Here is a 23641-nt window from a genome sequence, read left to right on the forward strand (position 1 = left end):
GACCACGATCGAGGCGAGACCTGTGGGACCTGACGAAGCAACGACCTGGGGGCGGGTCGACGAGAACGGGACGGTGTACGTCCGGTACGAAGAGACCGAGAAAGCCGTCGGTGAGTACCCGGACGCCACCCCTGAAGAAGCCCTCGCCTACTTCGCGCGGAAGTACGCCGACCTGGAAGGGCAGGTGAAGATCGCCGAGCAGCGCGTCCAGCGTGGTGCGTCGGCGAACGACGTCGCCCGGACCGTCGAGCACCTGCAGACGCTCGTGGCCGAGGCCCGCGTGGTCGGCGACCTCAAGTCGCTGGAGACCCGGGTCGGCGCCCTGACCGAGCAGCTCGGCTCGCTCACCAAGGAGCAGGCCGAGCAGGCACAGCAGGCACTCGCCGACGCGCTCGCCCACCGCACCGCGCTGGTCGAGGAGGCCGAGACCCTGGCCGCGGTCGACCCGGCACGCGCGCAGTGGAAGCAGATCACCGCGCAGCTCGACGACGTGTTCGCCCGGTGGCAGCAGCACCAGCACGACGGCCCGCGCATCCCGAAGAACGAGGCGAACGAGCTGTGGAAGCGCTTCCGCGCTGCCCGCTCCACCGTCGACCAGCACCGCCGGGCGTTCTACTCGGAACTCGACGCACAGCACCGCGAAGCCCGCAACCGCAAGCAGGAGCTCGTCCAGCAGGCCGAGGCGCTGGCCCCCCGCGGTTCGGACGCCATCCCGACGTACCGCGAACTCCTGGACGACTGGAAGGCAGCGGGTCGCGCGGGCAAGCGCCACGACGACGCGCTGTGGGCCCGGTTCAAGGCCGCCGGTGACGTGCTCTTCGAACAGCGTCACGCCGAGAGCGCCGCCGAGAACGAGGAGTTCTCCGGCAACCTCGAGGCGAAGCAGGCACTCCTGACCGAGGCCGAGCCGCTGCTGCAGGCGACCGACCGTGTTGCTGCCCGCCGGACCCTCACGGGCATCCAGCGTCGGTGGGACGAGATCGGCAAGGTCCCCCGCGGCGACGTCCGACGCATCGAGGACCGCCTGCGCGCCGTTGAGGACCACGTCCGCAGCCTGGAGGACCAGCACTGGAAGGCGTCCGACCCGGAGCGCAAGGCCCGGCAGACCGGTCTCGCGAGCCAGCTCGAGGACGCCATCGGCAAGCTCGAGGCCGAGCTCGCCGATGCACAGGCCTCCGGCGACGCGCGCAAGATCAAGGACGCGCAGGAAGCCCTGGACGCCCGCAAGATCTGGCTCGACGCGCTCGGCGGCTGATCCGCCCCGAACGCCGTCCGCACGACGAAGCCCCAGCGACCGATCGGTCGCGGGGGCTTCGTCGTGCGTGCACGCGGCTCCTCGCACGGTGCGGGGCGTGTGCGAGCCCGCCGACGCAGTGTGCGAGGTCCCGCGCATCGTGCGACCTCGACGCCCCCACACCATGCGCGGAACCTCGCACGCTGGAGATGCCGCCTCGCACGGTGCGCGGCACGCGGCACGTGCGAGCCCGCCGAGGCAGTGTGCGAGATCCCGCGCATCGTGCGACCTCGACGCCCCCGCACCATGTGCGGAACCTCGCACGCTGGAGATGCCGCCTCGCACGGTGCGCGGCACGCGGCACGCGGCACGCGGCACGCCGCATGCGCGGTCAGACGACCGCGGGCAGGCCCAGCAGTGTCCGGATGTCGCGGTCGTCCTGACGCATCTGCGCGGCGAGCTCGTCCATCGAGTCGAACTTCACCATGCCCCGCACGTAGGAGACGAACAGCACGGAGATCGTCTCGCCGTACAGGTCGATGTCGACGTCGAGCAGGTGCGCCTCGATCTGCTTCGCCGGCACGCCCTCGAACGTCGGGTTGTTGCCGACCGACACGGCTGCCGGGTAGACGGTGCCGGCGTGCAGGACCCGCGCGGCGTAGACGCCGTCGGCCGGGACGAAGCCCTCGCTCGCCGGGTCGAGGTTGGCCGTCGGGTACCCCATCGCACGGCCCCGCTCGTTGCCGTGCACGACCACGCTGCGCACCGCGTGTTCACGACCGAGCAGTCGGGCTGCCTCGGCCACGCGGCCGTCACCGAGGAGCTCGCGGATCCACGTCGACGAGACCCGTCGCTCGCCGTCGGGACGGACGTCGTCCACCAGGTCGACGTCGTCGATGAGTTCGACCGTGAATCCGTGCTGCTCCCCCAGCGCACGCAGCAGGGTCACGTCGCCGGCGCCCTTCCTGCCGAAGCGGAAGTCGCTGCCGACGAACACCAGGCGGGCGTGCAGGGTGTCGACCAAGATGTCGGAGACGAAGGCCTCCGGCGCCTGCGACTGCAGTTCGTGGTCGAACCGCAGGAGCAGCGTGGCGTCCACCCCGACGTCGTCGAGGAGTTCGCGGCGCTGCGCGAGGCTGGTCAGCGCCGGCGGGACCTTGGCCGGGTCGATGACGTTCAGCGGGTGCCGGTCGAACGTCACGACCGTCGAGACGAGGCCGTGTTCGTGGGCGGCGCGTTCGAGGTGCGCGATGACCGCGCGGTGCCCGACGTGCACGCCGTCGAACTTGCCGATGGTCACCGCGCTCGGACCGAACCCCTGCGCCACGTCGGCGATGTCGTCGTAGTACTGCACGTCCTGCTCCTACTCGCCGGCCGTCACGGAGGACGGTGCCGGGTCGGCGGCCGCTGCGGTGCGGTGGTGCTTGCGGAGCCACCACAGCCCGGCCGCGGGCAGCACGAGCGGCGCGAAGGCGTACCCCAGGCCGTAGTAGGACCAGATCGTGTCGTCGGGGAAGAGCGCACGGTCGAAGAGCGACAGCGTGCCGATCACGAGCACACCCGTCATCTCGAAGACGATCGTCACGCAGGCGACGCGGTACCAGAACCGGCCGGGCACGATGAGCGCGATCATGGCGACGATGTACACGACGGCGGCGACGGCGCTGAGCGTGTAGGCGAAGGGCGCGAAGGAGAACTTCTCGATGATCTGGACGACGCTCCGGCCGGTCGCCGCCAGCGCGAGGATGCCGTAGACGGCGATGAGGACGCGGCCGATGCCGGTCGCGAGGGAGGATCTGGTCGCCATTGCACCGATTCTACCGACGCCGGGCGACACCGATGACGCACCGCGACGATCGGATCGACCCGACACCGGATCAGTTCAGCGCGAACCAGATCTGGTACATCCGGTAGACCATCACCGCGACGGTGAAGGCCCCCGCACCGAGGACGACGGTGCTCCACTTCGTGCGGTCGATGAGTGCCCACACGATGGTGGCCGGCGGGACCAGGAGCACCGACACCGCGTAGACGCCGAACTCGAGCGCGTTGCCCTTCGGCGGGCTGCCGACGGCCGGGAGCACGAGCGAGATGACGCCCTGCGCGACGAGCAGGAGCTCGACGAGGACCAGCGATCCGACGGTGTAGTCGTTCGGCTTCCAGCCGATGAACCCGACGACGACCGCGAAGAGCCCGACCAGGACGGCGATGACCAGCTGCACCCACATGAACCACTCGATCACGCGCGCACCCCCGTCGGCGCCGGGAAGTTCGTGATGACCCGGAGCAGGCCACGCCGGACGGACACGAGCCCGACCAGGCGGTCGTCGTCGGCCGAGACCGCTGCGACCGGGCCGTCGGAGTCCGGGTGGTCGGCGACGACGCGCTTGCCGTCGGTCAGGTCCTTCGCCGACGCCGCGTCGAGCACGACCGACGAGAACAGGCGTCGGGCGACGTCGGCAGGGCGGGCGAGGGCGGCGCGGGGGTCGACGGCCTCGTCCTCGAGGTCGATCGCGTCCTCGACGTCGAACGGCCCGACCTCGGTCCGTCGCAGCGCGGTCAGGTGGGCACCGGTGCCGAGCGCGGCGCCGACGTCACGGGCGAGCGCCCGGACGTAGGTGCCGGACGAGCAGGTGACGACGACGTCGAGGTCGACCACGGCCACGTCGACCCCGTCCACCGAGACGATCCGGTCGTTCCGGCCGGTGACGTCGAACCGGGAAACCGTCACCGTGCGGGACTTCAGGACCACTTCCTCGCCCTTGCGGGCCAGGTCGTAGGCGCGTCGGCCGTCCACCTTGATCGCGCTGACCGTCGACGGCACCTGTTCGATCTCGCCGCGCTGCGCAGCCACCGCGGCCTCCACCGCGGCGTCCGAGACATCGGCGGAGGCGGTGCCGGCGGCCGCGGTCGGGGCGCCGTCGGCGTCGTCCGAGTCGGTGGAGACGCCGAGGCGGATCGTCGCCGTGTACGTCTTGCCGAGGCCGACGAGGTGCGTCAGCAGCCGCGTGGACGGCCCGATCCCGAGGAGCAGCAGACCGGTCGCCATCGGGTCGAGCGTGCCGGCGTGGCCGACCTTCTTGAGCCCCAGCCGGCGTCGGGCGATCGAGACCACCCGGTGGCTGGAGATCCCCTGCGGCTTGTCGACGAGGAGGATGCCGTCGGGAGCGGATTCGAGCACCGTAGGAGATTACCAGCGCCGACGAGGGTCAGCAGGCGTCGTTCCACTCCCGACGGGGGTGCTCCGGGTCGGTCACGTCGAGGACGGCGGAGGCCGCGATCTTGACGTCAGCGCGCCGCTCGAGCCGACCGGACTCCTGCTCCACCCACATCGACCAGCGCCACAGCGTGCGGGTGCCGTGCGCCAGCACGCCGTGTCCGTGCACGACGAGCACGCCGGGCCCCTCGCCCGTCGACCGGAACGGTGCGACGAGTCCGGACCGGAGCTCGTCGACGTCACCCGACGGTGCGGCAGCGGCCATCGCGGAGACCCCGTGCTGCTGGAATCCGTCGACGAGTCCGGAGGCGACGCGCTCGAGGTCGACGCCGTCCTGTCCGTCGATGCCGATGACGGTCCGGTTCGTGCCGACCTGCGCGATCACCTCGGCCGCGATCGCGGCCATCGTGTCGGTCTCCTGGGGTGCCCAACGTGCCATGCACCCACCGTAGGCTGTCCGGGTGAACGCGAGTCGTGCCTCCCGTCCGGATGTGGACAACCCGACCCGTCCACAGGACACCTCCCCGGCAGCGGACATCGCGACCCCGCTCATCACCTGGTTCCGCGCCGAGGCGCGGGACCTGCCGTGGCGCCGCCCCGGCTTCCCCGCGTGGGGCACGCTGGTCAGCGAGATCATGCTGCAGCAGACGCAGGTGGCGCGCGTCGTCCCCCGACTGGAGGCATGGCTCACCCGGTGGCCGACCCCTGCGGACCTCGCGGCCGCACCCCCGGCGGACGCGGTGCGCGCCTGGGACCGGCTCGGCTACCCGAGACGGGCGCTCGCGCTGCACGCGGCCGCCACGGCGATCGCCGAGCGGCACGACAACGTCGTCCCGCGGGACGTCGACGCACTGCTGGCGCTGCCCGGCATCGGGGACTACACCGCGCGGGCGGTCGCGGTCTTCGCGTACGGCGACCGGCACCCGGTCGTGGACGTGAACGTCCGCCGTGTCCTCGCCCGGGCGCTCCTCGGCCAGGGCGAACCGGGGCCGGCGAAGGCGAAGCAGGACCTGCCGCTGATGGAGTCGGTGCTGCCACAGGACCGGGACGACGCCGCCGCGACGAACGCAGCCGTCATGGAGCTCGGCGCGCTCGTCTGCGTGGCCCGCTCCCCCGCGTGCGACGCGTGCCCGATCGCCGACCGCTGCGCGTGGCGAGCCGCCGGCTACCCGGAGCACGAGGGACCGCGCGCACCGAAGCAGGCGAAGTTCGCCGGCAGCGACCGGCAGGTCCGCGGGCTGATCATGGCGGAGCTCCGCGCGAGCGACGTCCCCGTCACCCGGTACGAGATCGAGCCGGTCTGGCCCGATGCCGAGCAGCGGGACCGGGCGCTCGCGTCGCTCCTGCGCGACGGACTCGCCGTCGGGGACGACGCGAGCGGCTACCGGCTGCCGGAGGGCTGAGCGCGGGCTACGCCCGGGCTGCGTCCTCGTCGTCGGCGTCCTCGTCGTCCTCGTCCCGCTTGTACGGGTCAGCATCGCCGGCGTAGGTCGCGCCAGCGGCGGCCGCGCGGACCTGCTCGTCACGCATCTGCGCCTGCACGAGGAGGTCCTCCATGTGCGCCGAGGTCTCCGGCAGCGCATCGGCGATGAACTCGAGCGACGGGGTCAACCGTGCCGTGATGTTCTTGCCGACCTCGGAACGGAGCATGCCCGTCGCCGCCTTGAGCGCGGCGGCCGAGTCGGCGCGCTCCTCGTCGGTGCCGTACACGGTGTAGAAGATCGAGGCGTGCTGCAGGTCACCGGTCACACGGACGTCGGTGATGGTCACGAACCCGAGTCGCGGGTCGCGCAGGCCCTTGTCGAGTCGACGCGCGACGACTTCCTTGATGCGGTCCGCCATCTTGCGTGCGCGCTGCGGATCGGCCATGGGTGCCTCCTGTGGAGATGTCTTGCTCTGGAACGGGGCTGGGCCCCGGCCTCCCGTTGGGGAAGCCGGGGCCCAGAGTAGTCACGCGACTAGTCGCGCGGCTTCTCGATGAGCTCGGTGGTCTCGATCTCGTCGCCGATCTGGATGTCGTTGAACTTGCCCAGACCGATACCGGCTTCGAAGTCCGTGCGGACCTCGGTGACGTCGTCCTTGAAGCGACGCAGCGACTCGATGGCCAGACCATCGGCGAGCACCACGCCTTCGCGGATGACGCGCGCCTTGGCGTTGCGCGTGATCGTGCCGGAGCGGACGATGACACCCGCGATGTTGCCGAACTTGGAGGAACGGAACACCTCGCGGATCTCGGCGACACCCGACTGGACCTCTTCGTACTCGGGCTTGAGCATGCCCTTGAGGGACTGCTCGATGTCCTCGAGTGCGTTGTAGATGACCGAGTAGAAGCGCACGTCGATGCCTTCGCGCGCAGCACGCTCGCGGGCCTTGACGTCCGGGCGGACGTTGAAGCCGACGACGATCGCGTTGTCGATCGTGGCCAGGTCGATGTCCGACTCCGTGATCGCACCGACGCCGCGGTGCAGGATCCGGAGCTGGACGCTGTCGTCGACCTCGATGTCCAGGAGCGACTGCTCGAGTGCCTCGACGGCACCGGAGACGTCACCCTTGATGATGAGGTTGAGCGAGTCGACCTTGCCCTCTTCGAGTGCGCGGGTGAAGTCCTCGAGCGAGATGCGCTTGCGGGCCTTGGCCAGCTGGGCGTTGCGCTCGGCGGCTTCACGCTTCTCGGCGATCTGACGTGCCGTGCGGTCCTCTTCGGTGACGAGGAACGTGTCACCGGCGCGGGGCACCGAGGACAGACCCTGCACCTGGACCGGGCGGCTCGGCGTCGCGGCCTTGACCGCGGTGCCGTTCTCGTCGGTCATCGCACGGACGCGGCCGTAGGCCGTGCCCGCGACGATGGCGTCGCCGACGTGCAGCGTGCCGGACTGGATGAGCACCGTCGCGACCGCACCGCGGCCCTTGTCGAGGCGCGCCTCGATCGCGACACCACGGGCGTCCTTGTCGGGGTTCGCACGCAGGTCGAGACCGGCGTCGGCGGTGAGCAGCACGGCGTCCAGGAGGTCCTGGATGCCGATGTTCTGCCGAGCCGACACGTCGACGAACATGACGTCGCCGCCGTACTCCTCGGCCACCAGGTTGTACTCGGTGAGCTGCTGCCGGACCTTCGCCGGGTTCGCGCCCTCCTTGTCGATCTTGTTCACCGCGACCACGATCGGCACACCGGCCGACTGCGCGTGGTTCAGTGCCTCGATCGTCTGGGGCATGATGCCGTCGTCCGCCGCGACCACGAGGATCGCGATGTCCGTCACCTGGGCACCACGGGCACGCATGGCCGTGAAGGCCTCGTGACCCGGGGTGTCGATGAAGGTGATCGGGCGCTCGATGCCCTCGTGCTCGGTGACGATCTGGTACGCACCGATGTGCTGCGTGATGCCGCCGGCCTCGCCCTCGACCACCTTCGAGTTGCGGATGGCGTCGAGGAGGCGGGTCTTGCCGTGGTCGACGTGACCCATGACGGTGACCACCGGGGGCCGCTGCTGCAGCACCGAGTCGTCCTCGTCCTCGAGCTCGGCTTCGAGGTCGATGTCGAAGCCCTCGAGGAGCTCCTTGTCCTCGTCCTCGGGCGAGACGATCTGGATCTTGTAGCCCAGCTCCTCGCCGAGGACCTCGAACGTGGCCTCGTCCAGCGACTCGGTCGCGGTCGCCATCTCACCGAGGTGGAACAGCACCGTCACCAGGTTGCCGGGGCTCGCGTCGATCTTGTCCGCGAAGTCCGAGATGCTCGCACCGCGACGCAGACGGACGACCGTGTTGCCGTCGCCACGAGGGACCTGCACGCCGCCGAGCGACGGCGCCTGCCGCATCTCGTACTCGGCGCGCTTCGTCCGCTTCGACTTGCGGGCACGGCTCTTGCCGCCACCGCGACCGAACGCACCAGCGGTACCGCCACCGGGACCACGGCCACGGCCGCCGCCACCGGCGGGACGCGGGCCGCTGAAGGCCGGACGCGGGAAGCCGCCACCGGCACCACCGGCACCACCCGGACGACCACCGGGGCCGCCACGACCGCCGCCACCCTGGCCCGGGCGCTGCCCGAAGCCGTTCGGACGGTTGCCCTGACCGGGACCACCGGGACGCGGCGCACCCGGACGGGGAACGCCCGGACGCGGCGGTGCCGGACGCGGGATGCCGTTGCCACCACCGGCACCGCCGGCGGGACGCTGACCCATGCCCTGGTTCGACGAGTAGGGGTTGTTGCCCGGACGGGGCGGGCGCGAGCCCATGCCCTGGCTGGACGCGTAGGGGTTGTTGCCGGGGCGTGCGCCCGGCTTGGGGCCACCCGGCTTGGGGCCGGCGGCCACGCCGGGCTTCGGAGCACCACCGGGCTTGACGGCGTCGCTCTTCGGCTCGGCCGAGGGTCCGTCGCCCTTGTCAGCGGCGGCCTTCTCGGCCGCTGCCGCCTTGCGGGCGGCCTCTGCCTCGGCCTGGCGCTGGGCCACGGACTTCGGGGCTGCCGGCGTCGGGGCGTCGGCAGCGGGGGCCTGCACCTCGGGCTCGGGCGTCGGCGCGGGTGCCGGACGGACCGGACCCGGACGGGGGCCGCCCGGCTTGGGCGCGCTCGACTTCGGCGCAGCCGCGGTGGCGGGTGCGCTGGGGGTCTGTGCCGCAGCGGGCTTCGACGCCGAGGCGCCGTCGGCCTGCAACGCAGCGCGGAGCTTGCGTGCGACGGGGGGTTCGACGGAGGAGCTCGGACCCTTGACGAACTCGCCGAGTTCCTTGAGCTTCTCCATTGCGGTCTTGCTGTCGACACCGAGTTCGGATGCGATCTCGTGTACGCGTGGTTTTGCCACTGTTCTCCTTCACGGGTCCCACCCCGTGAAGGGGCAGGACTCAATGGATGACGGGTCTCATTTCGAGCCGCTCATCAGTTGTCCATAAGCCGTTCAGCCTGTTCTGTCGTGTCCTGGTGACGCGCCTGCTCGTCGTGCTCGAGTGCCGTGCGCTCGAGTGCTTCGAGGTAGTCGCGAACCGCGGACGTGTCCGGTTCACGATCGAGCCGGAGCGCCCGGCGGAAAGCCCGACGCTTGGTGGCCTGATCGTGTGCCTCGACGGTCGGTGTGAGCCACGCACCCCGCCCCGGCATGACTGCCTTCGGGTCCGCCACGACGCGACCGTCGCTCAGGGCGACGACACGGAGGAGGGAGGACCGGGGTGCACGACGGCGACTGCCGATGCATGTTCTGACGGGAACCACCTTACTCCTCCCCTCCGACGACCGCGATCCGGCACGCCAGGACCGGACGTGCCACGAGCGAAACCGGCCGGTGCGGCAGGGTCCGCGACACCGGACCGGTCAGTCCTCGCCGTCCAGGATCGAGTCCGGCTGGATGTCGATCCGGGCACCGGTGAGCTTGGCGGCCAGGCGGGCGTTCTGCCCCTCCTTGCCGATCGCGAGCGACAGCTGGTAGTCCGGCACGAGCGCACGGACGGCCTTCGTCGAGGCGTCGAGCACGAACGCGCTCGTCACCTTCGCGGGCGACAGGGCGCTCGCCACGAAGGACGCCAGGTCGGACGAGTAGTCGACGATGTCGATCTTCTCCGCGCCGAGCTCGGTCGTCACGGCGCGCACACGGGCACCGAGCTCGCCGATGCAGGCACCCTTCGCGTTCACGCCGGGCTCGTTCGCCTTGACCGCGATCTTCGTGCGGTGACCGGCCTCGCGCGCGAGCGAGGTGATCTCCACCACGCCGGACGCGATCTCCGGGACCTCGAGCGCGAACAGCTTCCGGACCAGGCCCGGGTGCGTGCGGGACACCGTGATCTGCGGGCCCTTCGCGCCGCGGCCGACGCTCGTCACGTAGACGCGGATGCGCGAGCCGTGCTTGTAGTCCTCGCCGGGCACCTGCTCCTCGGGCGGCAGGATCGCCTCGACCGTGCCGAGGTCGACGTGCACCATCTTCGGGTTGGGGCCCTGCTGGACCACACCCGCGACGATGTCGCCCTCCTTGCCGCGGAACTCACCGAGGATCTTGTCGTCGCCGATGTCGCGCAGGCGCTGGTTGATGACCTGCTTCGCGGCGAACGCGGCGATGCGGCCGAAGTCACTGGGCTGGTCGACGGCCTCGCCGATGACCGTGCCCTCGTCGTCGCGCTCCGGCACGTAGACGGAGACCTCGCCGGTCTTCCGGTCGAGCTCGACGCGGGACTGCGCGTCCGCCGGCTCGCCGTTCTCGTCGGTGTGCTTGTGGTACGCGGTCAGGATGGCAGATTCGATGATCTGGACGAGTTCGTCGAACGGGATCTCCCGCTCGCGCTCCATGAGTCGCAGGACTGCGAGATCGATCTTCACCGAGGTGCCTCCGTATTCAGCTGAGTCGCTCCCGCGGATGGAACTGCGCGGAAGTCGGCGACCAGACTACCGCACTGCGGGTCGCGGACCCGGCCCGCGACGGACAGGAGGCGCGGTGCGGGCCCGCACCGCGCCTCCTGTCCGGAAGGGTCTGCGACTAGATCGCGCGGACCGCGTCGAGCAGTTCGGCGACCGGCACGTCGCGACGCTCCCCGCTCGCGCGGTCCCACAGCTCGACGACGCCGTCGGCCGCGCCGCGGCCGGCGACGACCACGATCGGCATGCCGAGCAGCTCCGCGTCGCGGAGCTTCACACCCGGGGAGACCTTCGGCCGGTCGTCGTAGACGACCTCGAAGCGCTCCCCCTCGAGCTGCGCGACGAGGTCCGTCGCCAGGTCGTAGGCGACCTCGTCCTTCCCGGTCGCGACCACGTGGACGTCGAACGGTGCGACGTTCTTCGGCCAGACCAGGCCCTTCTCGTCGTTGTGCGCCTCGGCCAGGATCGCCAGGATGCGCGTCACGCCGATGCCGTACGAGCCCATCGTGACCGTGCCGAGCTTGCCGTTCTCGTCCTGCACCTTGAGGCCGAGGGCCTCGGCGTACTTGCGACCGAGCTGGAAGACGTGCCCGATCTCCATGCCACGGGCGGTCTCGAGCGGGCCGGAGCCGTCCGGTGCCGGGTCGCCGGCGCGCACGTCGGAGACCTCGGCCACGCCGTCGGCGACGAAGTCACGGCCGGCGACGAGGCCGGACACGTGCACGCCGCGCTCGTTCGCGCCGGTGATCCAGCTCGTGCCGTCGACGACGCGGGGGTCGACGAAGTAGCGGATGCCGGTGGCGCTGTCGGCGTCGAGGACCTGCGGCCCGATGTAGCCCTTCACCAGGCCCTTGTGCTTGCGGAAGTCGTCATCGCCCGCGGCCTCGACCTCGGCCGGGGCGAAGGCGACCTCGGCCCGCTTCAGGTCCACGTCGCGGTCGCCGGGCAGGCCGACGACGACGACCTCGCGCGTGCCGTCGAGGTGCGTCAGGGCGAGCACGACGTTCTTCAGGGTGTCCGCCGCGGTCCACGGGGCGCCGTCACGCGGGGCGACCTCGTTCGCGTGGGCCACGAGGGTGTCGATCGTGGGGGTGTCCGACGCGGGCAGGAGCACGGCGTCCGGCTGCCCCTCGATCGGCAGTGCGTCGGGGACCGGGGTGACGTACGCCTCGACGTTCGCCGCGTAGCCGTTCGCGCTCCGGACGAAGGTGTCCTCGCCGACGCCGATCGGGTGCAGGAACTCCTCGGACTTCGAGCCGCCCATGGCTCCGGCGTCCGCCTTGACGATCACGTACTCCAGGCCGAGCCGGGCGAAGATCTTCTCGTAGGCGTCGCGCATGACCTGGTAGCTGCGCTCGAGTCCCTCGTCGGTGAGGTCGAACGAGTACGCGTCCTTCATGGTGAACTCGCGACCGCGCAGGAGTCCGGCGCGGGGACGGGCCTCGTCGCGGTACTTGTCCTGGATCTGGAACAGCGTGACCGGCAGGTCCTTGTAGGACGAGTACAGGTCCTTCACGAGGAGGGCGAACATCTCCTCGTGCGTGGGCGCGAGCAGGTAGTCGGCGCCCTTGCGGTCCTGCAGGCGGAACATGCCGTCGCCGTACTCGGTCCAGCGGTCCGTCGCCTCGTAGGGCTCGCGCGGCAGGAGCGCCGGCAGCAGGACCTCCTGCGCACCGGCGGCCACCATCTCCTCGCGGATGATGCCCTCGATGCGCGCGCGGACGCGGAGGCCGAGCGGCAGCCAGGCGAAGATGCCCGGGGCCTGGCGACGAACGTAGCCGGCGCGGACGAGCAACTTGGCGCTCGTCACCTCGGCGTCGGAGGGGTCGTCGCGGAGCGTACGGAGGAAGAGATGCGAAAGCCGTGTGACCACGGGGCAAGCCTAGCGGCGGTGGGAGCGGGGAGCGTCCCGGTGTCGGGGAGGCGCCGGGCGGCTACGACGTGGTGACGAGCGGCTTGCCGGTGCCGGCCGCGGGGCCCATCTCGTCGGCGAGACGGTTCGCCTCGGTGATGAGCGTCTCCACGATCTCGCCCTCCGGCACGGTCTTGATGACCTTGCCCTTGACGAAGATCTGGCCCTTGCCGTTGCCCGACGCGACGCCGAGGTCGGCCTCACGAGCCTCGCCCGGGCCGTTCACGACGCAGCCCATCACGGCGACGCGGAGCGGGACGGTCATGCCCTCGAGCCCCTTCGTGACGTCGTTCGCGAGCTGGTAGACGTCGACCTGGGCACGGCCGCAGCTCGGGCAGGAGACGATCTCGAGCTTGCGTTCGCGGAGGTTGAGCGACTGCAGGATCTGCAGGCCGACCTTCACCTCCTGCGCGGGCGGGGCGGAGAGGGACACGCGGATGGTGTCGCCGATGCCCTCGGCGAGCAGGATGCCGAACGCCGTGGCGCTCTTGATCGTGCCCTGGAACTCCGGGCCTGCCTCGGTCACGCCGAGGTGCAGCGGCCAGTCACCGCGCTCGGCGAGCTGCCGGTAGGCCTTCACCATGACGATCGGGTCGTTGTGCTTGACCGAGATCTTGAAGTCGTGGAAGTCGTGCTCCTCGAACAGCGAGGCCTCCCACACGGCGGACTCGACCAGCGCCTCGGGCGTGGCCTTGCCGTACTTCTGCAGCAGGCTCGGCTCGAGCGAGCCGGCGTTCACACCGATGCGGAGACTGACGTTCGCGGCCTTCGCGGCGGCGGCGATCGCGCCGACCTGGTCGTCGAACTTGCGGATGTTGCCCGGGTTCACGCGGACTGCGGCACAGCCGGCGTCGATCGCCTGGAAGACGTACTTCGGCTGGAAGTGGATGTCGGCGATCACGGGGATCTGCGACTTCTTCGCGATGATCGGCAGCGCGTCGGCGTCTTCCTGGGTCGGGACCGCCACGCGGACGATGTCGCACCCGGAGGCCGTGAGCTCGGCGATCTGCTGCAGCGTCGCGTTGATGTTCGTCGTCGGCGTCGTGGTCATCGACTGGACGGACACCGGCGCGTCGCCGCCCACGAGGACCTTGCCGACCCGGATCTGCCGGGACTTGCGGCGCGGGGCGAGGGTTTCGGGGACTTTCGGCAGACCGAGGTTCACTGCAGGCACGAGGTGCACTCTACGCGCGTTGGTCGGACGTTCGGATCAGACGACCCGGATGAGCGGCGCGTACAGCCGCATCGCCGCGAGCGCACGGTCGTGGTCCTCGTCGCTCGCACCGGCGCACGCGTCCGCCACGACGGTCACGGTGGCACCGGCGTCCGCCGCCGCGAGGGCGGTGGACAGGACGCAGCAGTCGGTCGACACCCCGGCGAGCACCAGGTGCGGGTGGTCACCGGTGACGGCCTGGAGGCGCGTCCCCCACTTGCCGAAGGTCGTCTCGGTCACGACGGGGTCGCCCGAGTCGGCGGCGAGGCTCCGGAACGGTCGGGTCAGGTCCCAGACCGGGTCGGTGTCCGCCACGAGCGCGAACGGCCAGTCGCGGTAGTACGGGACCCAGGCGCCCTGCGGGCGCTCGGGAGCGACGAAGCGGGTGAAGACCGTGCGCCCGGCGAACCGCGGGAGCAGCAGCTCGACCCCGGCGGCGGCACGGTCGTACCGCGGTGTGGCCCAGGGGCTGTCGCCCGTGAAGACCTCCTGCATGTCGATGACGACGAGCCAGGCGTCCGCCGGGACGTCGGGGACGTCGGGGACGTCGAGGCTGCTCATGCCCGCTCCTGTCCTCGGACGGCGCCGCGGGCGGTCAGCAGCGTGCCGACGAACCCGACGACGAGGGCGACGAGGACGCCCAGGTTCGCGAACGCCCACGCCCCGTCACGACCACCGAGGCCGAACGGTCCGAGCAGGTACCCCTGCCAGTTGAGCCAGGCGGGCACGCCGTACGTGTTCGTGACGAGGCCCCAGCCGAGCGCCGTCCCGAGGACCACCAGTGCGATCGCACCCCAGCGGACGTCGCCGTACCGGCCGCGGCGGTCGTCGAGCTCCCGTTCGGCGTAGGGCCCCTTGCGCAGCAGGACGTCGGCGACGAAGACCCCGCACCACGCGGCGATCGGCACGCCGAGCGTCACCAGGAAGGCCTGGAACGGCGAGATGAAGTCCTTCGCGAAGAAGACCACGTAGATCGCGCCGGCGACCATGAAGACGCCGTCCACGCCCGCCGCGACCGGCCGCGGGATCCGGATGCCGGCGCTCAGCAGCGCGAGCCCGGACGAGTAGATGTCGAGCACCGCGCCACCGACGAGGCCGAGCACGGCGACCAGGGCGAACGGGATCAGGAACCAGACCGGGAGCACCGTCGTGAGTGCCCCGACCGGGTCGGCGCCGATGGCGTCGCTCAGGTCCTTCGACGAACCCGCGAGCAGGATCCCGATCACCACGAGGATCGCGGGTGCGAGCGCCCCACCGACGGTGGTCCACCAGACGACTCCCCCGGTGGACGACGAGCGCGGCAGGTACCGGGAGTAGTCCGCGGCCGCGTTCACCCAGCCGAGCCCGAACCCCGTCATCACCAGCGCCAGCGCGCCGACCACGTTCTGCGCGCTCCCCGCCGGCAGGGCGGCGATCGCACCGAGGTCGATCGAGGGCACCGCGAGCACGACGTACACGACCGTCAGCACGCCGGTGACCACGGTGATCACGGTCTGCACGCGCATGATGACGTCGAACCCGGCGATGCCCGCCCCGATCACGAGCGCGGCGACCACCACGAGCGCCACGAGCTTCGTCACGACGCCGTCGTCCCACCCGAGCTCGCGGAACACCGTCGACGTGGCGAGCACGGCGAGGGCCGCCAGCGACGTCTCCCACCCGACCGTCAGGATCCAGCTGAGGAACGACGGCAGCCGGTTCCCCCGCACCCCGAAGGCCGCCCGGCTCAGCACCATCGTCGGAGCGGACCCCCGCTTGCCGGCGATGGCGACGATCCCGCACAGCAGGAACGAGAAGGCGACGCCGAGCACCGACACGACGGTCGCCTGCCAGAAGGAGATGCCGAACCCGAGGACGAACGACCCGTAGCTCAGGCCCAGCACCGAGATGTTCGCCGCGAACCACGGCCAGAACAGCCCGCGGGGCCGACCCTTGCGGTCGGACTCGGCGATGACGTCGATGCCCTGCCGCTCGACCGTGCGGACTTCCGGAGCTGTGCTCATGGAGCGAGCGTAGTGCTCGCGCGCATCAGCCGAACAGGTTCACCGGCCGCACGATGTCGGCGTAGATCAGCAGGGCACTCATGCCCCCGAGCAGCACCACGACGACCATCGTGAGCGGCATCGTCTTCGCCAGGTCGATGGGGCCCGGGTCCGCCTTGCCGACGATCCGGAACGCACGCCGCTTGACCGCCTCCCAGAGCGCCCCCGCGATGTGCCCGCCGTCGAGCGGCAGCAGCGGCACCATGTTCAGGACGAACAGGCCGATGTTCAGCGATGCGAGCAGCCCGAGGATCGTGTACGCCTTGTCCACCACCGGGACGCCGCTCATCGACGAGACCTCGCCGATCGCGCGTCCGACGCCGACGACCGACACCGGGCTGTCCTGCGAACGCTCCTGGGCGCCGAACGCCGCGTTCCACACCGCGACGAGCCGCTGCGGCAGGTCGATGATGAGGTGTGCCGAGGCCGAGATCTGCGCACCCGTGGCCGGGAGCACGGCCGCCGGGGACTGTCGGACGAGCGACTGCCCGATGCTCACACCGACGACGCCCACCTGCTGGGTCTTCGTGCTGCCGTCGTCGTTCTTCGCGACCGAACCGTCGGCGGTGTAGACGTCGCGGGTCGCCGTCGTCGGGGTGATGTGCAGCGTCTTCTCGGCGCCGTCGCGCTCGACGACGACGGTGACGTCCTCGCCGGCCGACCGCTGGAAGACCGTCGAGACCTCGGCGATCGTCGGGTCCTGCCTGCCGTTCACCGACAGCACGACGTCGCCGCCACGGATGCCGGCCTCCTTCGCCGGGGAGACCGCGTCGCCCGCACTGCACGACGTCGCCTGGCTGGTCGGCAGCACGCAGGGGACGCTCGACGTGAAGGTCGTGGTCGGGGCGCCGAAGCCGCACAGCAGCACCCCGAAGAGGAAGATGCCGATCACCAGGTTCATCGCGGGACCGGCGACCATCACGATGATCCGCTTCCACGGCGTCAGGCGGTAGAACGCCCGCGAGTCGTCACCGCCCGAGTCCGCGATCTGCTCCGCGCTCGCCTGCCGGGCGTCCTGCACGAACGCGCCGTACATGCCGGTGTTCGTGATCGCACTCGGCCGACCGGATGCGCGCGGCTTCAGCATGCCGACCATCGAGATGTACCCGCCGAGCAGGATCGGCCGGATGCCGTACTCCGTCTCACCGCGGCGGAACGACCAGATCGCCTTGCCGAAGCCCAGCGAGTACTGCGTCACCTTGACGTTGAACAGCTTCGCGAAGGACAGGTGCCCGAGCTCGTGGAGTCCGATCGAGACCAGCAGGCCGACGATGAAGACGACCACGCCGAGGACGAAGAGCAGGACGGATTCGACGGTCACCGGGAAAGGGTACGGGACGGATCCCATGACGGAGCCGAGCGCCGTCTGGGAGGCGAGCCGCGCCTCCAGGCCGTCAGCGGGACAGCGTGCGGTCCGCGGCGGTGCGCGCCCAGCGCTCCGCTGCCAGCACGCCCTCCAGGGAGGGCTCCCCCGCGGTGTGCTCGTCGACGACGCGCTCGACGGTCTCGACGATGTCGAGGAAGCCGATCGCACCGGCGTGGAACGCGGCGACGGCCTGCTCGTTCGCCGCGTTGAAGACCGCGGGGAACGTGCCGCCGAGCTCGCCCACGCGCTTCGCGAGTGCGACCGCACCGAAGGCCTGCGTGTCGAGGGGCTCGAAGGTCCACGTGCTGGCCGTCGTCCAGTCGAGTGGAACGCCGACGTGCGGGACGCGGTCCGGCCAGGCCAGGCCGAGCGCGATCGGCAGGCGCATGTCGGGCGGCGACGCCTGGGCGATCGTCGAACCGTCGACGAACTCGACCATCGAGTGCACGATCGACTGCGCGTGCACCGTCACGTCGATGCGGTCGTAGGGGACGTCGAAGAGCAGGTGCGCCTCGATGACCTCGAGGCCCTTGTTCACGAGCGTCGCGGAGTTCGTCGTCACCACGAGCCCCATGTCCCACGTCGGGTGCGCCAGCGCCTGGGCGGGCGTGACGTCGCGGAGCTCGGCTCGGGAGCGGCCGCGGAACGGGCCGCCGCTCGCGGTGAGCACCAGGCGACGGACCTCGTCAGCGGTGCCGGACCGCAGCGCCTGCGCGATCGCGGAGTGCTCGCTGTCGACCGGGACGATCTGCCCGGGCGCCGCCGCGGCCTGCACGAGCGGGCCGCCGACGATGAGGCTCTCCTTGTTCGCCAGGGCGAGCGTCGCACCGGACTCCAGCGCCGCGAGGGTCGGACCGAGCCCCACCGAACCGGTGATGCCGTTCAGGACGACGTCCGCCTCGACGGTGCGGACCAGGCGTTCCGAGTCCTCGGCGCCGAACGCCGTCTCCCGGACGGCGAACCGCGCAGCCTGCTCGGCGACGAGGTCGCGGTTGCTGCCGGCGGTGAGGCCGACGACCTCGAACCGGTCCGGGTTGCGAGCGACGACGTCGAGGGCCTGGGTGCCGATCGACCCGGTGCTGCCGAGGACGACGATGCGGCGGCGGTCGGCGGTGCGGCGGCGGTCGGCGGTGCGTCCGTCGTCAGCGGTCGCGGGCACGGGTCAGCTCTTCGCGAGGATGTCGACGACGAACACGAGCGGCGCGTTCTTCGGGATGTCCGAACCCTCCGGCGGGTTCGCGCCGTAGGCGTCCTCCGCCGTGGCGACGATGAGCACCTGCGACCCGATCTTCTGGCCGACCAGACCCGTCACGAAGCCCTTGATGAGCGACCCCTCGGAGATGGTGAAGGTCGTCGGGGCGCCCTTCGACCACGAGGAGTCGAACTCCTTGCCGCCGTCGTACACGACGCCCTTGTACTGCACCAGTGCGGTGTCACCCTCGGCGATCGCGGCACCGCTGCCCTGCTTCAGGACCTCGACCGCGGTCTTCGACGGAGCCGGCACGCCGCTCGGGATGGTGATCTCCGGCTCGCCGTCCGCCTTGTCCTTGACCGTCGGGAGCTTCGGGTCCTGGGGCTGCGGGGTGCCGTTCGCCTTCGTGGGGGTCTGCGCGATGACGTCCGCGACCACCACGATCTCGCCGCCGGTGTTGAAGCCGAGCGCCGAGGACTGGCCCACGGCGACGACCCGGTCACCGATGTTCGCGCACGCGAGCAGCGCACCGAACCCGGCCCCGCCGACGGAGAGCACCTGCGGGTTGCCGGTGTCGAACCCGACGGTCCCGAGCTTCTTCGCGTCGGACGCCTGGTAGACGCTGTACGACACCTGCGCGAACTCGCCGTCCTTGAGCGCCGTGCCCTTGCCCTGCACGACCGTGCTCGCCTGCGGCTTCGACGCGGACAGTCCGGCGTCGAACTTCACCGTCGGCGCGGTCGTGCCGCCGAACGCGCCCGAGACGTCGACCGCCTCCGACGACTTGCCGGGCTTCGGGCAGGACCGGATCGCAGCGGCCGACGCGCTCGACGACGCACTCGGCGTGGCGGACGAACCGGACGAACCGGAACCGGAGCACGCGGCGAGTCCCAGCACGACGGCGGGGACGAGGGCGATCGGGAGGAGACGCAGACGCTTCACGAGGCCCTAGTCTGCCGCACGCACCTTGGTGTGCGGGACGTGGTGCACAGGAAACGCGACCGACCGCGCGATGAAGCAGAGGCTCGACGCTGCGGCGTGCGCGGCCTCGGCGTCGGCGACGCGGTCGGCCTCGAGGATCGTGACGACGGGGTGCAGCGTGGCCTCGGTCAGCTCGCCGGACCCGTCGCGGTTGAGGTTCAGGCTCGCCGTCGCCCGGTCCTCGTAGTCCACCACCGTGAAGCCCTGCGTGACGGCGACGTGCAGGTAGCTGAGCATGTGGCACTGCGCGAGCGCCGCGACCACGAGCTCCTCGGGGTTCCAGCGGTCCCGGTCGCCGCGGAACGTCGGGTCCGCGGAGCCGGCGATGTCGGCCTTGCCCGCCGCCGTGACGTCGTGGTCACGGCCGTAGTCGCGGTAGCCGCTCGTGCCGGAGCCGCGGTCGCCGGTCCAGCGGACGGAGACCTCGTAGGAGTGGTCGGTCACGATGGGGGGCCCTTCGGCTCGGTACGATTGCGGCATGACGGTGCGCTCCGACGTCCACACTGACCGCCATCCTCTCACCGCCGACGGCTCGGTCGAACTCGCGGTCCTCGACCGCAACGGGTTCGACGAGAGCCGGCACGTCGGCGCCGGCGTGGTGGTGTCCGCCGACGGCACGGTCGTCGACGCTGTCGGCGACGTGCACGCGAGCATCTACCCGCGCTCGACGATGAAGCCGTTCCAGGCACTCGCGATCCGCCGCGCCGGGGCGGTGTTCTCCGACGAGGAGCTCGTCATGACGACCGCGAGCCACGCCGGCACCGCGGCCCACCAGGCGATCGCACTGCACATGCTCGAGTCGTTCGACCACGTCGAAGCGGACCTCGGCTGTCCGCCGGACCTGCCCTTCGACCGCGCCACCGCACGCACGATGACGGAACCGCGACGTCTCGCGATGAACTGCTCCGGCAAGCACGCCGGCATGCTCGCCGCCTGCCGGGTGAACGGTTGGGACGAGGCGACGTACCTCGACATCGCACACCCGCTGCAGCAGCGCGTCCGGACGACCGTCGAGGAGTTCACGCACGAGACCGTGGACGTCGTCGGCACCGACGGCTGCGGCGCTCCGGTCTTCCCACTCAGCCTCGCCGGGCTCGCGCGGGGCTTCGCCGGCGTCGTCGCCCGCGCCGACGCCGACACCGCCGCGCTCACCGACGCGGTGCTCGACCATCCCTGGGCGATCGACGGCATCGGCCGGGCCAACACCGTGACGATCGAACGGTTGCGGGTGCTCGCGAAGCTCGGCGCCGAGGGCGTCATGGTGATGGGGCTGCCCGGTGGCGCGGCCGTCGCCGTCAAGACCCTCGACGGGTCGCAGCGCGCCGGTACGCTCGCGGCGCTGACGCTGCTCGAGCGGAACGGGATCGTCGATGCCGCCGGTGTCTCGGACGTCATGGCGGCCACCGGCGAGCGGGTCCTCGGCGGCGGCGTGCCGGTGGGCTCCGTGCGGGCGGGCGCTGGGCTGCGCTGAGGGGCTGACGGGCCCGGGTCGATGCGTGCGTCGGCTCGAAGCTCGTGCCGCGCGGCGTGCTTGCGCGTCGTTCGTCAGGTGTCGAGCCGCGGCAGCGGTGGTGACACCGGCGTCCCCCTGTCCTCGTCCCGGTGGCGGACGCGGCAACCGTGGCGCCCGACCTCGACGGCGACGTCCCAGCGGCGCGGCATCTGCGTCGCGCCGGTGACGAGCACGACCGTCGTCCCGGAGGCCGCCCGACGATCGCGCGCGGGCGGGCCGACAGCCAGCACCGCCGTCCCGGGCGGCAGGTCCGGACACCGTTCCTCACCGACGGCCACGACCGGCCGGAGCTCGGGCGCGCTCCCCACCCGGACGTCCGCTCCGACGGCGGCAGCCCCGGCACGGACCTGCTCGGCCACGGCACGGAACACGGCGACCGCGAGGACACCCGCACCGACCACGACGAGGTGCGGGTGCTCGTGGGGGCCGATCTCGATCGGACGGCCGCGGGCGCCAGAACCGATGGCGATGGCGGTGCTGGTGCCGGTGGCAGTGCTGGTGGCAGGAGCAGTGCCGGTTCCGGTGCCGATCGCGGTGCCGAGCACGATCGTCCTGCGGCCTCGCCGGTCGGGATCAACCGCACACACCCCAGCGGCCCCGGGTGTCCCTCCCGCGGCGCTCCCTGGCGTCGCCCGGCCCGCGTCCCGCCCGACCCGGAGTTCCGCCCGGACGGTCCGGACCAGCATCACGTCGAGGACAGCGCAGCACGTTCCGGCGGCCAGCAGCACGACGCGTGCGAACCCGTCCAGCGGGGCGACCACGCCCACCCCGACCACCACGACCGCCGTCCCGACGAGCAACGATCGGGCGGTGAGCGGTGTCATCCCGCCATCGCACCACGGATGCGTGACCGTTCGGCGCCCAGTCGTCGCGCCTGTGCAGAAGTCGCACGGGAGTGTCGTCCGTGGAGGAACGGGCCGTTACTGCACCAGGAAGAACTGCTCCCCGATGTCCACCCGGGCGCCACGCTCGACCCGGTAGCGCCGGCCGGGCTCGCACCGGCGGATCGAGCCGTCGATGTGCCGGACGACCGTGCCGTTGCCGGAGAACCGGTCCGACACCCACAGGTCGTCGCCGTCGCGCCCGAGCTCGAGGTGGGTCTTCGACACCGACTTGCCCGGGTCGTGGACGGTCAACAGGTCGTCGTACCGCTCACCCGGCTGCGGACGAGGCAGTCGTCCGACGAGTCCCGTGCCGTGCACCCCGAAGCGTTCGCCCGTGCTGAAGTGCAGCACGAAGGGCGCCTGCGTCGGCATCTTCGAGACGATGCGCGTCTCGTCGACGTCCTCGTCGTCATCGTCGTCGGCGCTGGTCGGGGCGTCGTCGACGGTCGGCAGCGGCAGCACCGGTCCGGTCATGCCGGGCACCGGCGGGAGTGGTGCGGCGGCGGGGACGCGGACGTCGGACGCCTCCGGGGCGGTGGGAGCCGACGACGGGTGCGTCGCCGAGCCGGGTGCCCTGGGCACGTCGACGAGATCCACCTCGGCAGGGTGTTCACCCGCGTCGGGGTCGTCCTCGGGGGCAGCGTGGGCTCCGCGCTGTCGGATCGGGACGCGCGGGGTGTCCTCGGCAGCGACATCGAGGTCGTCCGGAACCCGCGGGGCGCGGTGGGACACGGAATCATCCGGGACCGAGTCACCCGGCACGAAGTCATCCGGCACGGAGTCATCCGGCACGGAATCATCCGGCACGGAGTCATCCGGCACGGAGTCTTCCGGCACAGCGTCATCGGGCACCGAGTCGTCGGCCGCCCAGTCCGGTCGGTCCATCGGCAGCGGCACGATCGGCCCGGTGAAGGCGGCGGTCACCGCGGGGCGGACCGCACCGCACTCCGCACAGAAGATGTCGTCGGGTTCGAGGCGGTGGCCGCACACGTGGCACGTCGTCGCCTGCGAGCTCGGGGGCACGAGCGGTGCCGGGCGCAGCGGACGGCGGTCGACGAGCGGTTCGACCACGGCGGTGTCGTTCGCCTGCGGCGGTTCGAACCCGGCCGGGGCTCCCGAGGCGGCGTCGGAACCGGCCCGCGGGACGGCTCCGGGAGCCGGAGCGTCGGTTGTCGAGGTGGCGGACGCGTCCGAGGCGGACGACGAAGGAGTCGACGTGTCCGACGCGTCCGGAGCGGTCGACGCGTCCGAGGCCGCCGTCGTGCTGGACCGACCGACCCACCACGACGGTCCGGCGGGCGCTGCCTGCGGTGCCGGCTCCTCCGGTCGGTTCCACACCGGCGGTACCGGCTGCTCGGGCGCGCCGGACGCCGGCTCCGCACCGGATGCGGAGCGTTCAGCGATGCGGGTCACCTCGGGGTCCTCGGGCTCCGACGGGTACGCGTTCGGGTCCAGGGGAGGTTCGGCGGGATCCGGAGCGAACGACTGCTGCGGGGCACCGGTCGCGCCGGCGGGGGCGGCCGCGTCTCGAGGGTCCTGTGCGGACCAGTCGCCGAGACCGGAGCCGGAGCCGTGCACGTGCGTCGGAGCGGTCCGCGGGGCGTACTGGTCCGGTCGTTGCACGGGGACGGCGGGCGGCGCCTGCTCGGCCCGGTCGTTCCCGGTGAGCCAGGCACGCGTCGCGGGGTCGAGGGTCGCCTCGGGCAGCCAGGCGTCGGTCGCCGGGTCCTGGCGGCGTCCGTGCACGTCGGGC

The 23641-nt window shown here is 71.5% G+C and carries 22 protein-coding genes; 3 read left to right on the top strand and 19 right to left on the bottom strand.

What is annotated here, in order from left to right; genetic code table 11:
- The first annotated feature begins 22 nt into the window (after nt 1-22).
- Nucleotides 23-1255 (top strand): DUF349 domain-containing protein, encoded by a 1233-nt coding sequence (locus ACRQ4B_RS12305; protein ID WP_439691711.1) that lies wholly within the window; start codon nt 23-25, stop codon nt 1253-1255.
- Between the two features lie 370 nt (nt 1256-1625).
- Here ACRQ4B_RS12305 and ACRQ4B_RS12310 read toward each other — a convergent pair whose 3' ends face one another.
- The 5 genes from ACRQ4B_RS12310 to ACRQ4B_RS12330 all read right to left on the bottom strand — a co-directional run bounded on the left by ACRQ4B_RS12310 (nt 1626) and on the right by ACRQ4B_RS12330 (nt 4890).
- Entirely contained in the window at nt 1626-2588 is a 963-nt protein-coding gene (locus tag ACRQ4B_RS12310) for a bifunctional riboflavin kinase/FAD synthetase (RefSeq protein ID WP_439691712.1), read from the bottom strand.
- Nucleotides 2589-2597: 9 nt separating this feature from the next.
- Nucleotides 2598-3041 (bottom strand): hypothetical protein, encoded by a 444-nt coding sequence (locus ACRQ4B_RS12315; protein ID WP_439691713.1) that lies wholly within the window; start codon nt 3039-3041, stop codon nt 2598-2600.
- Nucleotides 3042-3111: 70 nt separating this feature from the next.
- A complete protein-coding gene (locus tag ACRQ4B_RS12320) occupies nt 3112-3477 on the bottom strand; it encodes a hypothetical protein (RefSeq protein ID WP_439691714.1) in 366 nt (121 codons plus the stop codon).
- On the bottom strand, nt 3474-4415 hold the full coding sequence (gene truB, locus ACRQ4B_RS12325) for a tRNA pseudouridine(55) synthase TruB (protein WP_439691715.1): 942 nt from the start codon (nt 4413-4415) through the stop codon (nt 3474-3476). Before truB ends, ACRQ4B_RS12320 begins: the two co-directional genes overlap by 4 nt.
- Nucleotides 4416-4443: 28 nt before the next feature.
- Complete coding sequence (locus tag ACRQ4B_RS12330; RefSeq protein WP_439691716.1) at nt 4444-4890, bottom strand: hypothetical protein; 447 nt, start codon at nt 4888-4890, stop codon at nt 4444-4446.
- 97 nt (nt 4891-4987) lie between these two features.
- Between ACRQ4B_RS12330 and ACRQ4B_RS12335 the strand changes: the two genes are divergently transcribed.
- Complete coding sequence (locus tag ACRQ4B_RS12335; protein WP_439694392.1) at nt 4988-5854, top strand: A/G-specific adenine glycosylase; 867 nt, start codon at nt 4988-4990, stop codon at nt 5852-5854.
- Nucleotides 5855-5861: 7 nt separating this feature from the next.
- Here ACRQ4B_RS12335 and rbfA read toward each other — a convergent pair whose 3' ends face one another.
- From rbfA to ACRQ4B_RS12395, 12 genes are all read right to left on the bottom strand, one after another.
- Nucleotides 5862-6320, bottom strand: a complete 459-nt coding sequence (gene rbfA / locus ACRQ4B_RS12340) for a 30S ribosome-binding factor RbfA (RefSeq protein WP_439691717.1) — start codon at nt 6318-6320, stop codon at nt 5862-5864.
- A gap of 89 nt (nt 6321-6409) precedes the next feature.
- The gene (gene infB, locus ACRQ4B_RS12345; protein ID WP_439691718.1) at nt 6410-9250 is read right to left on the bottom strand and encodes a translation initiation factor IF-2; all 2841 of its coding nucleotides are present in this window, start codon (nt 9248-9250) and stop codon (nt 6410-6412) included.
- A 74-nt stretch (nt 9251-9324) separates the two neighbouring features.
- On the bottom strand, nt 9325-9654 hold the full coding sequence (locus ACRQ4B_RS12350; protein WP_439691719.1) for a YlxR family protein: 330 nt from the start codon (nt 9652-9654) through the stop codon (nt 9325-9327).
- 99 nt (nt 9655-9753) lie between these two features.
- Nucleotides 9754-10749: a transcription termination factor NusA gene (gene nusA / locus ACRQ4B_RS12355; RefSeq protein ID WP_439691720.1), complete on the bottom strand. Its 996-nt coding sequence runs from the start codon at nt 10747-10749 to the stop codon at nt 9754-9756.
- 157 nt (nt 10750-10906) lie between these two features.
- Nucleotides 10907-12658: a proline--tRNA ligase gene (locus tag ACRQ4B_RS12360; RefSeq protein WP_439691721.1), complete on the bottom strand. Its 1752-nt coding sequence runs from the start codon at nt 12656-12658 to the stop codon at nt 10907-10909.
- 61 nt (nt 12659-12719) lie between these two features.
- Nucleotides 12720-13850, bottom strand: a complete 1131-nt coding sequence (ispG, locus tag ACRQ4B_RS12365) for a flavodoxin-dependent (E)-4-hydroxy-3-methylbut-2-enyl-diphosphate synthase (protein WP_439694393.1) — start codon at nt 13848-13850, stop codon at nt 12720-12722.
- 57 nt (nt 13851-13907) lie between these two features.
- Nucleotides 13908-14471 (bottom strand): cysteine hydrolase family protein, encoded by a 564-nt coding sequence (locus ACRQ4B_RS12370; RefSeq protein ID WP_439691722.1) that lies wholly within the window; start codon nt 14469-14471, stop codon nt 13908-13910.
- The gene (locus ACRQ4B_RS12375) at nt 14468-15913 is read right to left on the bottom strand and encodes a purine-cytosine permease family protein (RefSeq protein ID WP_439691723.1); all 1446 of its coding nucleotides are present in this window, start codon (nt 15911-15913) and stop codon (nt 14468-14470) included. The genes ACRQ4B_RS12370 and ACRQ4B_RS12375 overlap by 4 nt, the downstream gene beginning before the upstream one ends.
- Before the next feature lie 25 nt (nt 15914-15938).
- On the bottom strand, nt 15939-17273 hold the full coding sequence (locus tag ACRQ4B_RS12380; RefSeq protein WP_439691724.1) for a M50 family metallopeptidase: 1335 nt from the start codon (nt 17271-17273) through the stop codon (nt 15939-15941).
- 73 nt (nt 17274-17346) lie between these two features.
- Complete coding sequence (gene dxr, locus ACRQ4B_RS12385) at nt 17347-18477, bottom strand: 1-deoxy-D-xylulose-5-phosphate reductoisomerase (protein ID WP_439691725.1); 1131 nt, start codon at nt 18475-18477, stop codon at nt 17347-17349.
- A 3-nt stretch (nt 18478-18480) separates the two neighbouring features.
- Nucleotides 18481-19452 (bottom strand): FKBP-type peptidyl-prolyl cis-trans isomerase, encoded by a 972-nt coding sequence (locus tag ACRQ4B_RS12390; RefSeq protein ID WP_439691726.1) that lies wholly within the window; start codon nt 19450-19452, stop codon nt 18481-18483.
- Between the two features lie 6 nt (nt 19453-19458).
- A complete protein-coding gene (locus ACRQ4B_RS12395; protein ID WP_439691727.1) occupies nt 19459-19935 on the bottom strand; it encodes an OsmC family protein in 477 nt (158 codons plus the stop codon).
- 34 nt (nt 19936-19969) lie between these two features.
- Between ACRQ4B_RS12395 and ACRQ4B_RS12400 the strand changes: the two genes are divergently transcribed.
- The gene (locus ACRQ4B_RS12400; protein ID WP_439691728.1) at nt 19970-20962 is read left to right on the top strand and encodes an asparaginase; all 993 of its coding nucleotides are present in this window, start codon (nt 19970-19972) and stop codon (nt 20960-20962) included.
- 74 nt (nt 20963-21036) lie between these two features.
- On the opposite strand, the gene ACRQ4B_RS12405 is transcribed toward ACRQ4B_RS12400, so the two are convergent.
- Both ACRQ4B_RS12405 and ACRQ4B_RS12410 read right to left on the bottom strand, forming a co-directional pair.
- On the bottom strand, nt 21037-21828 hold the full coding sequence (locus ACRQ4B_RS12405) for a hypothetical protein (RefSeq protein WP_439691729.1): 792 nt from the start codon (nt 21826-21828) through the stop codon (nt 21037-21039).
- Nucleotides 21829-21924: 96 nt separating this feature from the next.
- Nucleotides 21925-23634 (bottom strand): FHA domain-containing protein, encoded by a 1710-nt coding sequence (locus ACRQ4B_RS12410; protein WP_439694394.1) that lies wholly within the window; start codon nt 23632-23634, stop codon nt 21925-21927.
- Between the last annotated feature and the right edge of the window lie 7 nt (nt 23635-23641).

The organism is Curtobacterium sp. SP.BCo (genome assembly GCF_051903265.1).
Taxonomy (GTDB): Bacteria; Actinomycetota; Actinomycetes; order Actinomycetales; family Microbacteriaceae; genus Curtobacterium.

Coding starts and splice junctions, on each gene's coding strand:
- ACRQ4B_RS12315 (WP_439691713.1), bottom strand. CDS start 3,041: ATGGCGACCAGATCCTCCCTCGCGACCGGCATCGGCCGCGTCCTCATC.
- ACRQ4B_RS12400 (WP_439691728.1), top strand. CDS start 19,970: ATGACGGTGCGCTCCGACGTCCACACTGACCGCCATCCTCTCACCGCC.
- rbfA (WP_439691717.1), bottom strand. CDS start 6,320: ATGGCCGATCCGCAGCGCGCACGCAAGATGGCGGACCGCATCAAGGAA.
- ACRQ4B_RS12370 (WP_439691722.1), bottom strand. CDS start 14,471: ATGAGCAGCCTCGACGTCCCCGACGTCCCCGACGTCCCGGCGGACGCC.
- ACRQ4B_RS12330 (WP_439691716.1), bottom strand. CDS start 4,890: ATGGCACGTTGGGCACCCCAGGAGACCGACACGATGGCCGCGATCGCG.
- ACRQ4B_RS12375 (WP_439691723.1), bottom strand. CDS start 15,913: ATGAGCACAGCTCCGGAAGTCCGCACGGTCGAGCGGCAGGGCATCGAC.
- ACRQ4B_RS12405 (WP_439691729.1), bottom strand. CDS start 21,828: ATGACACCGCTCACCGCCCGATCGTTGCTCGTCGGGACGGCGGTCGTG.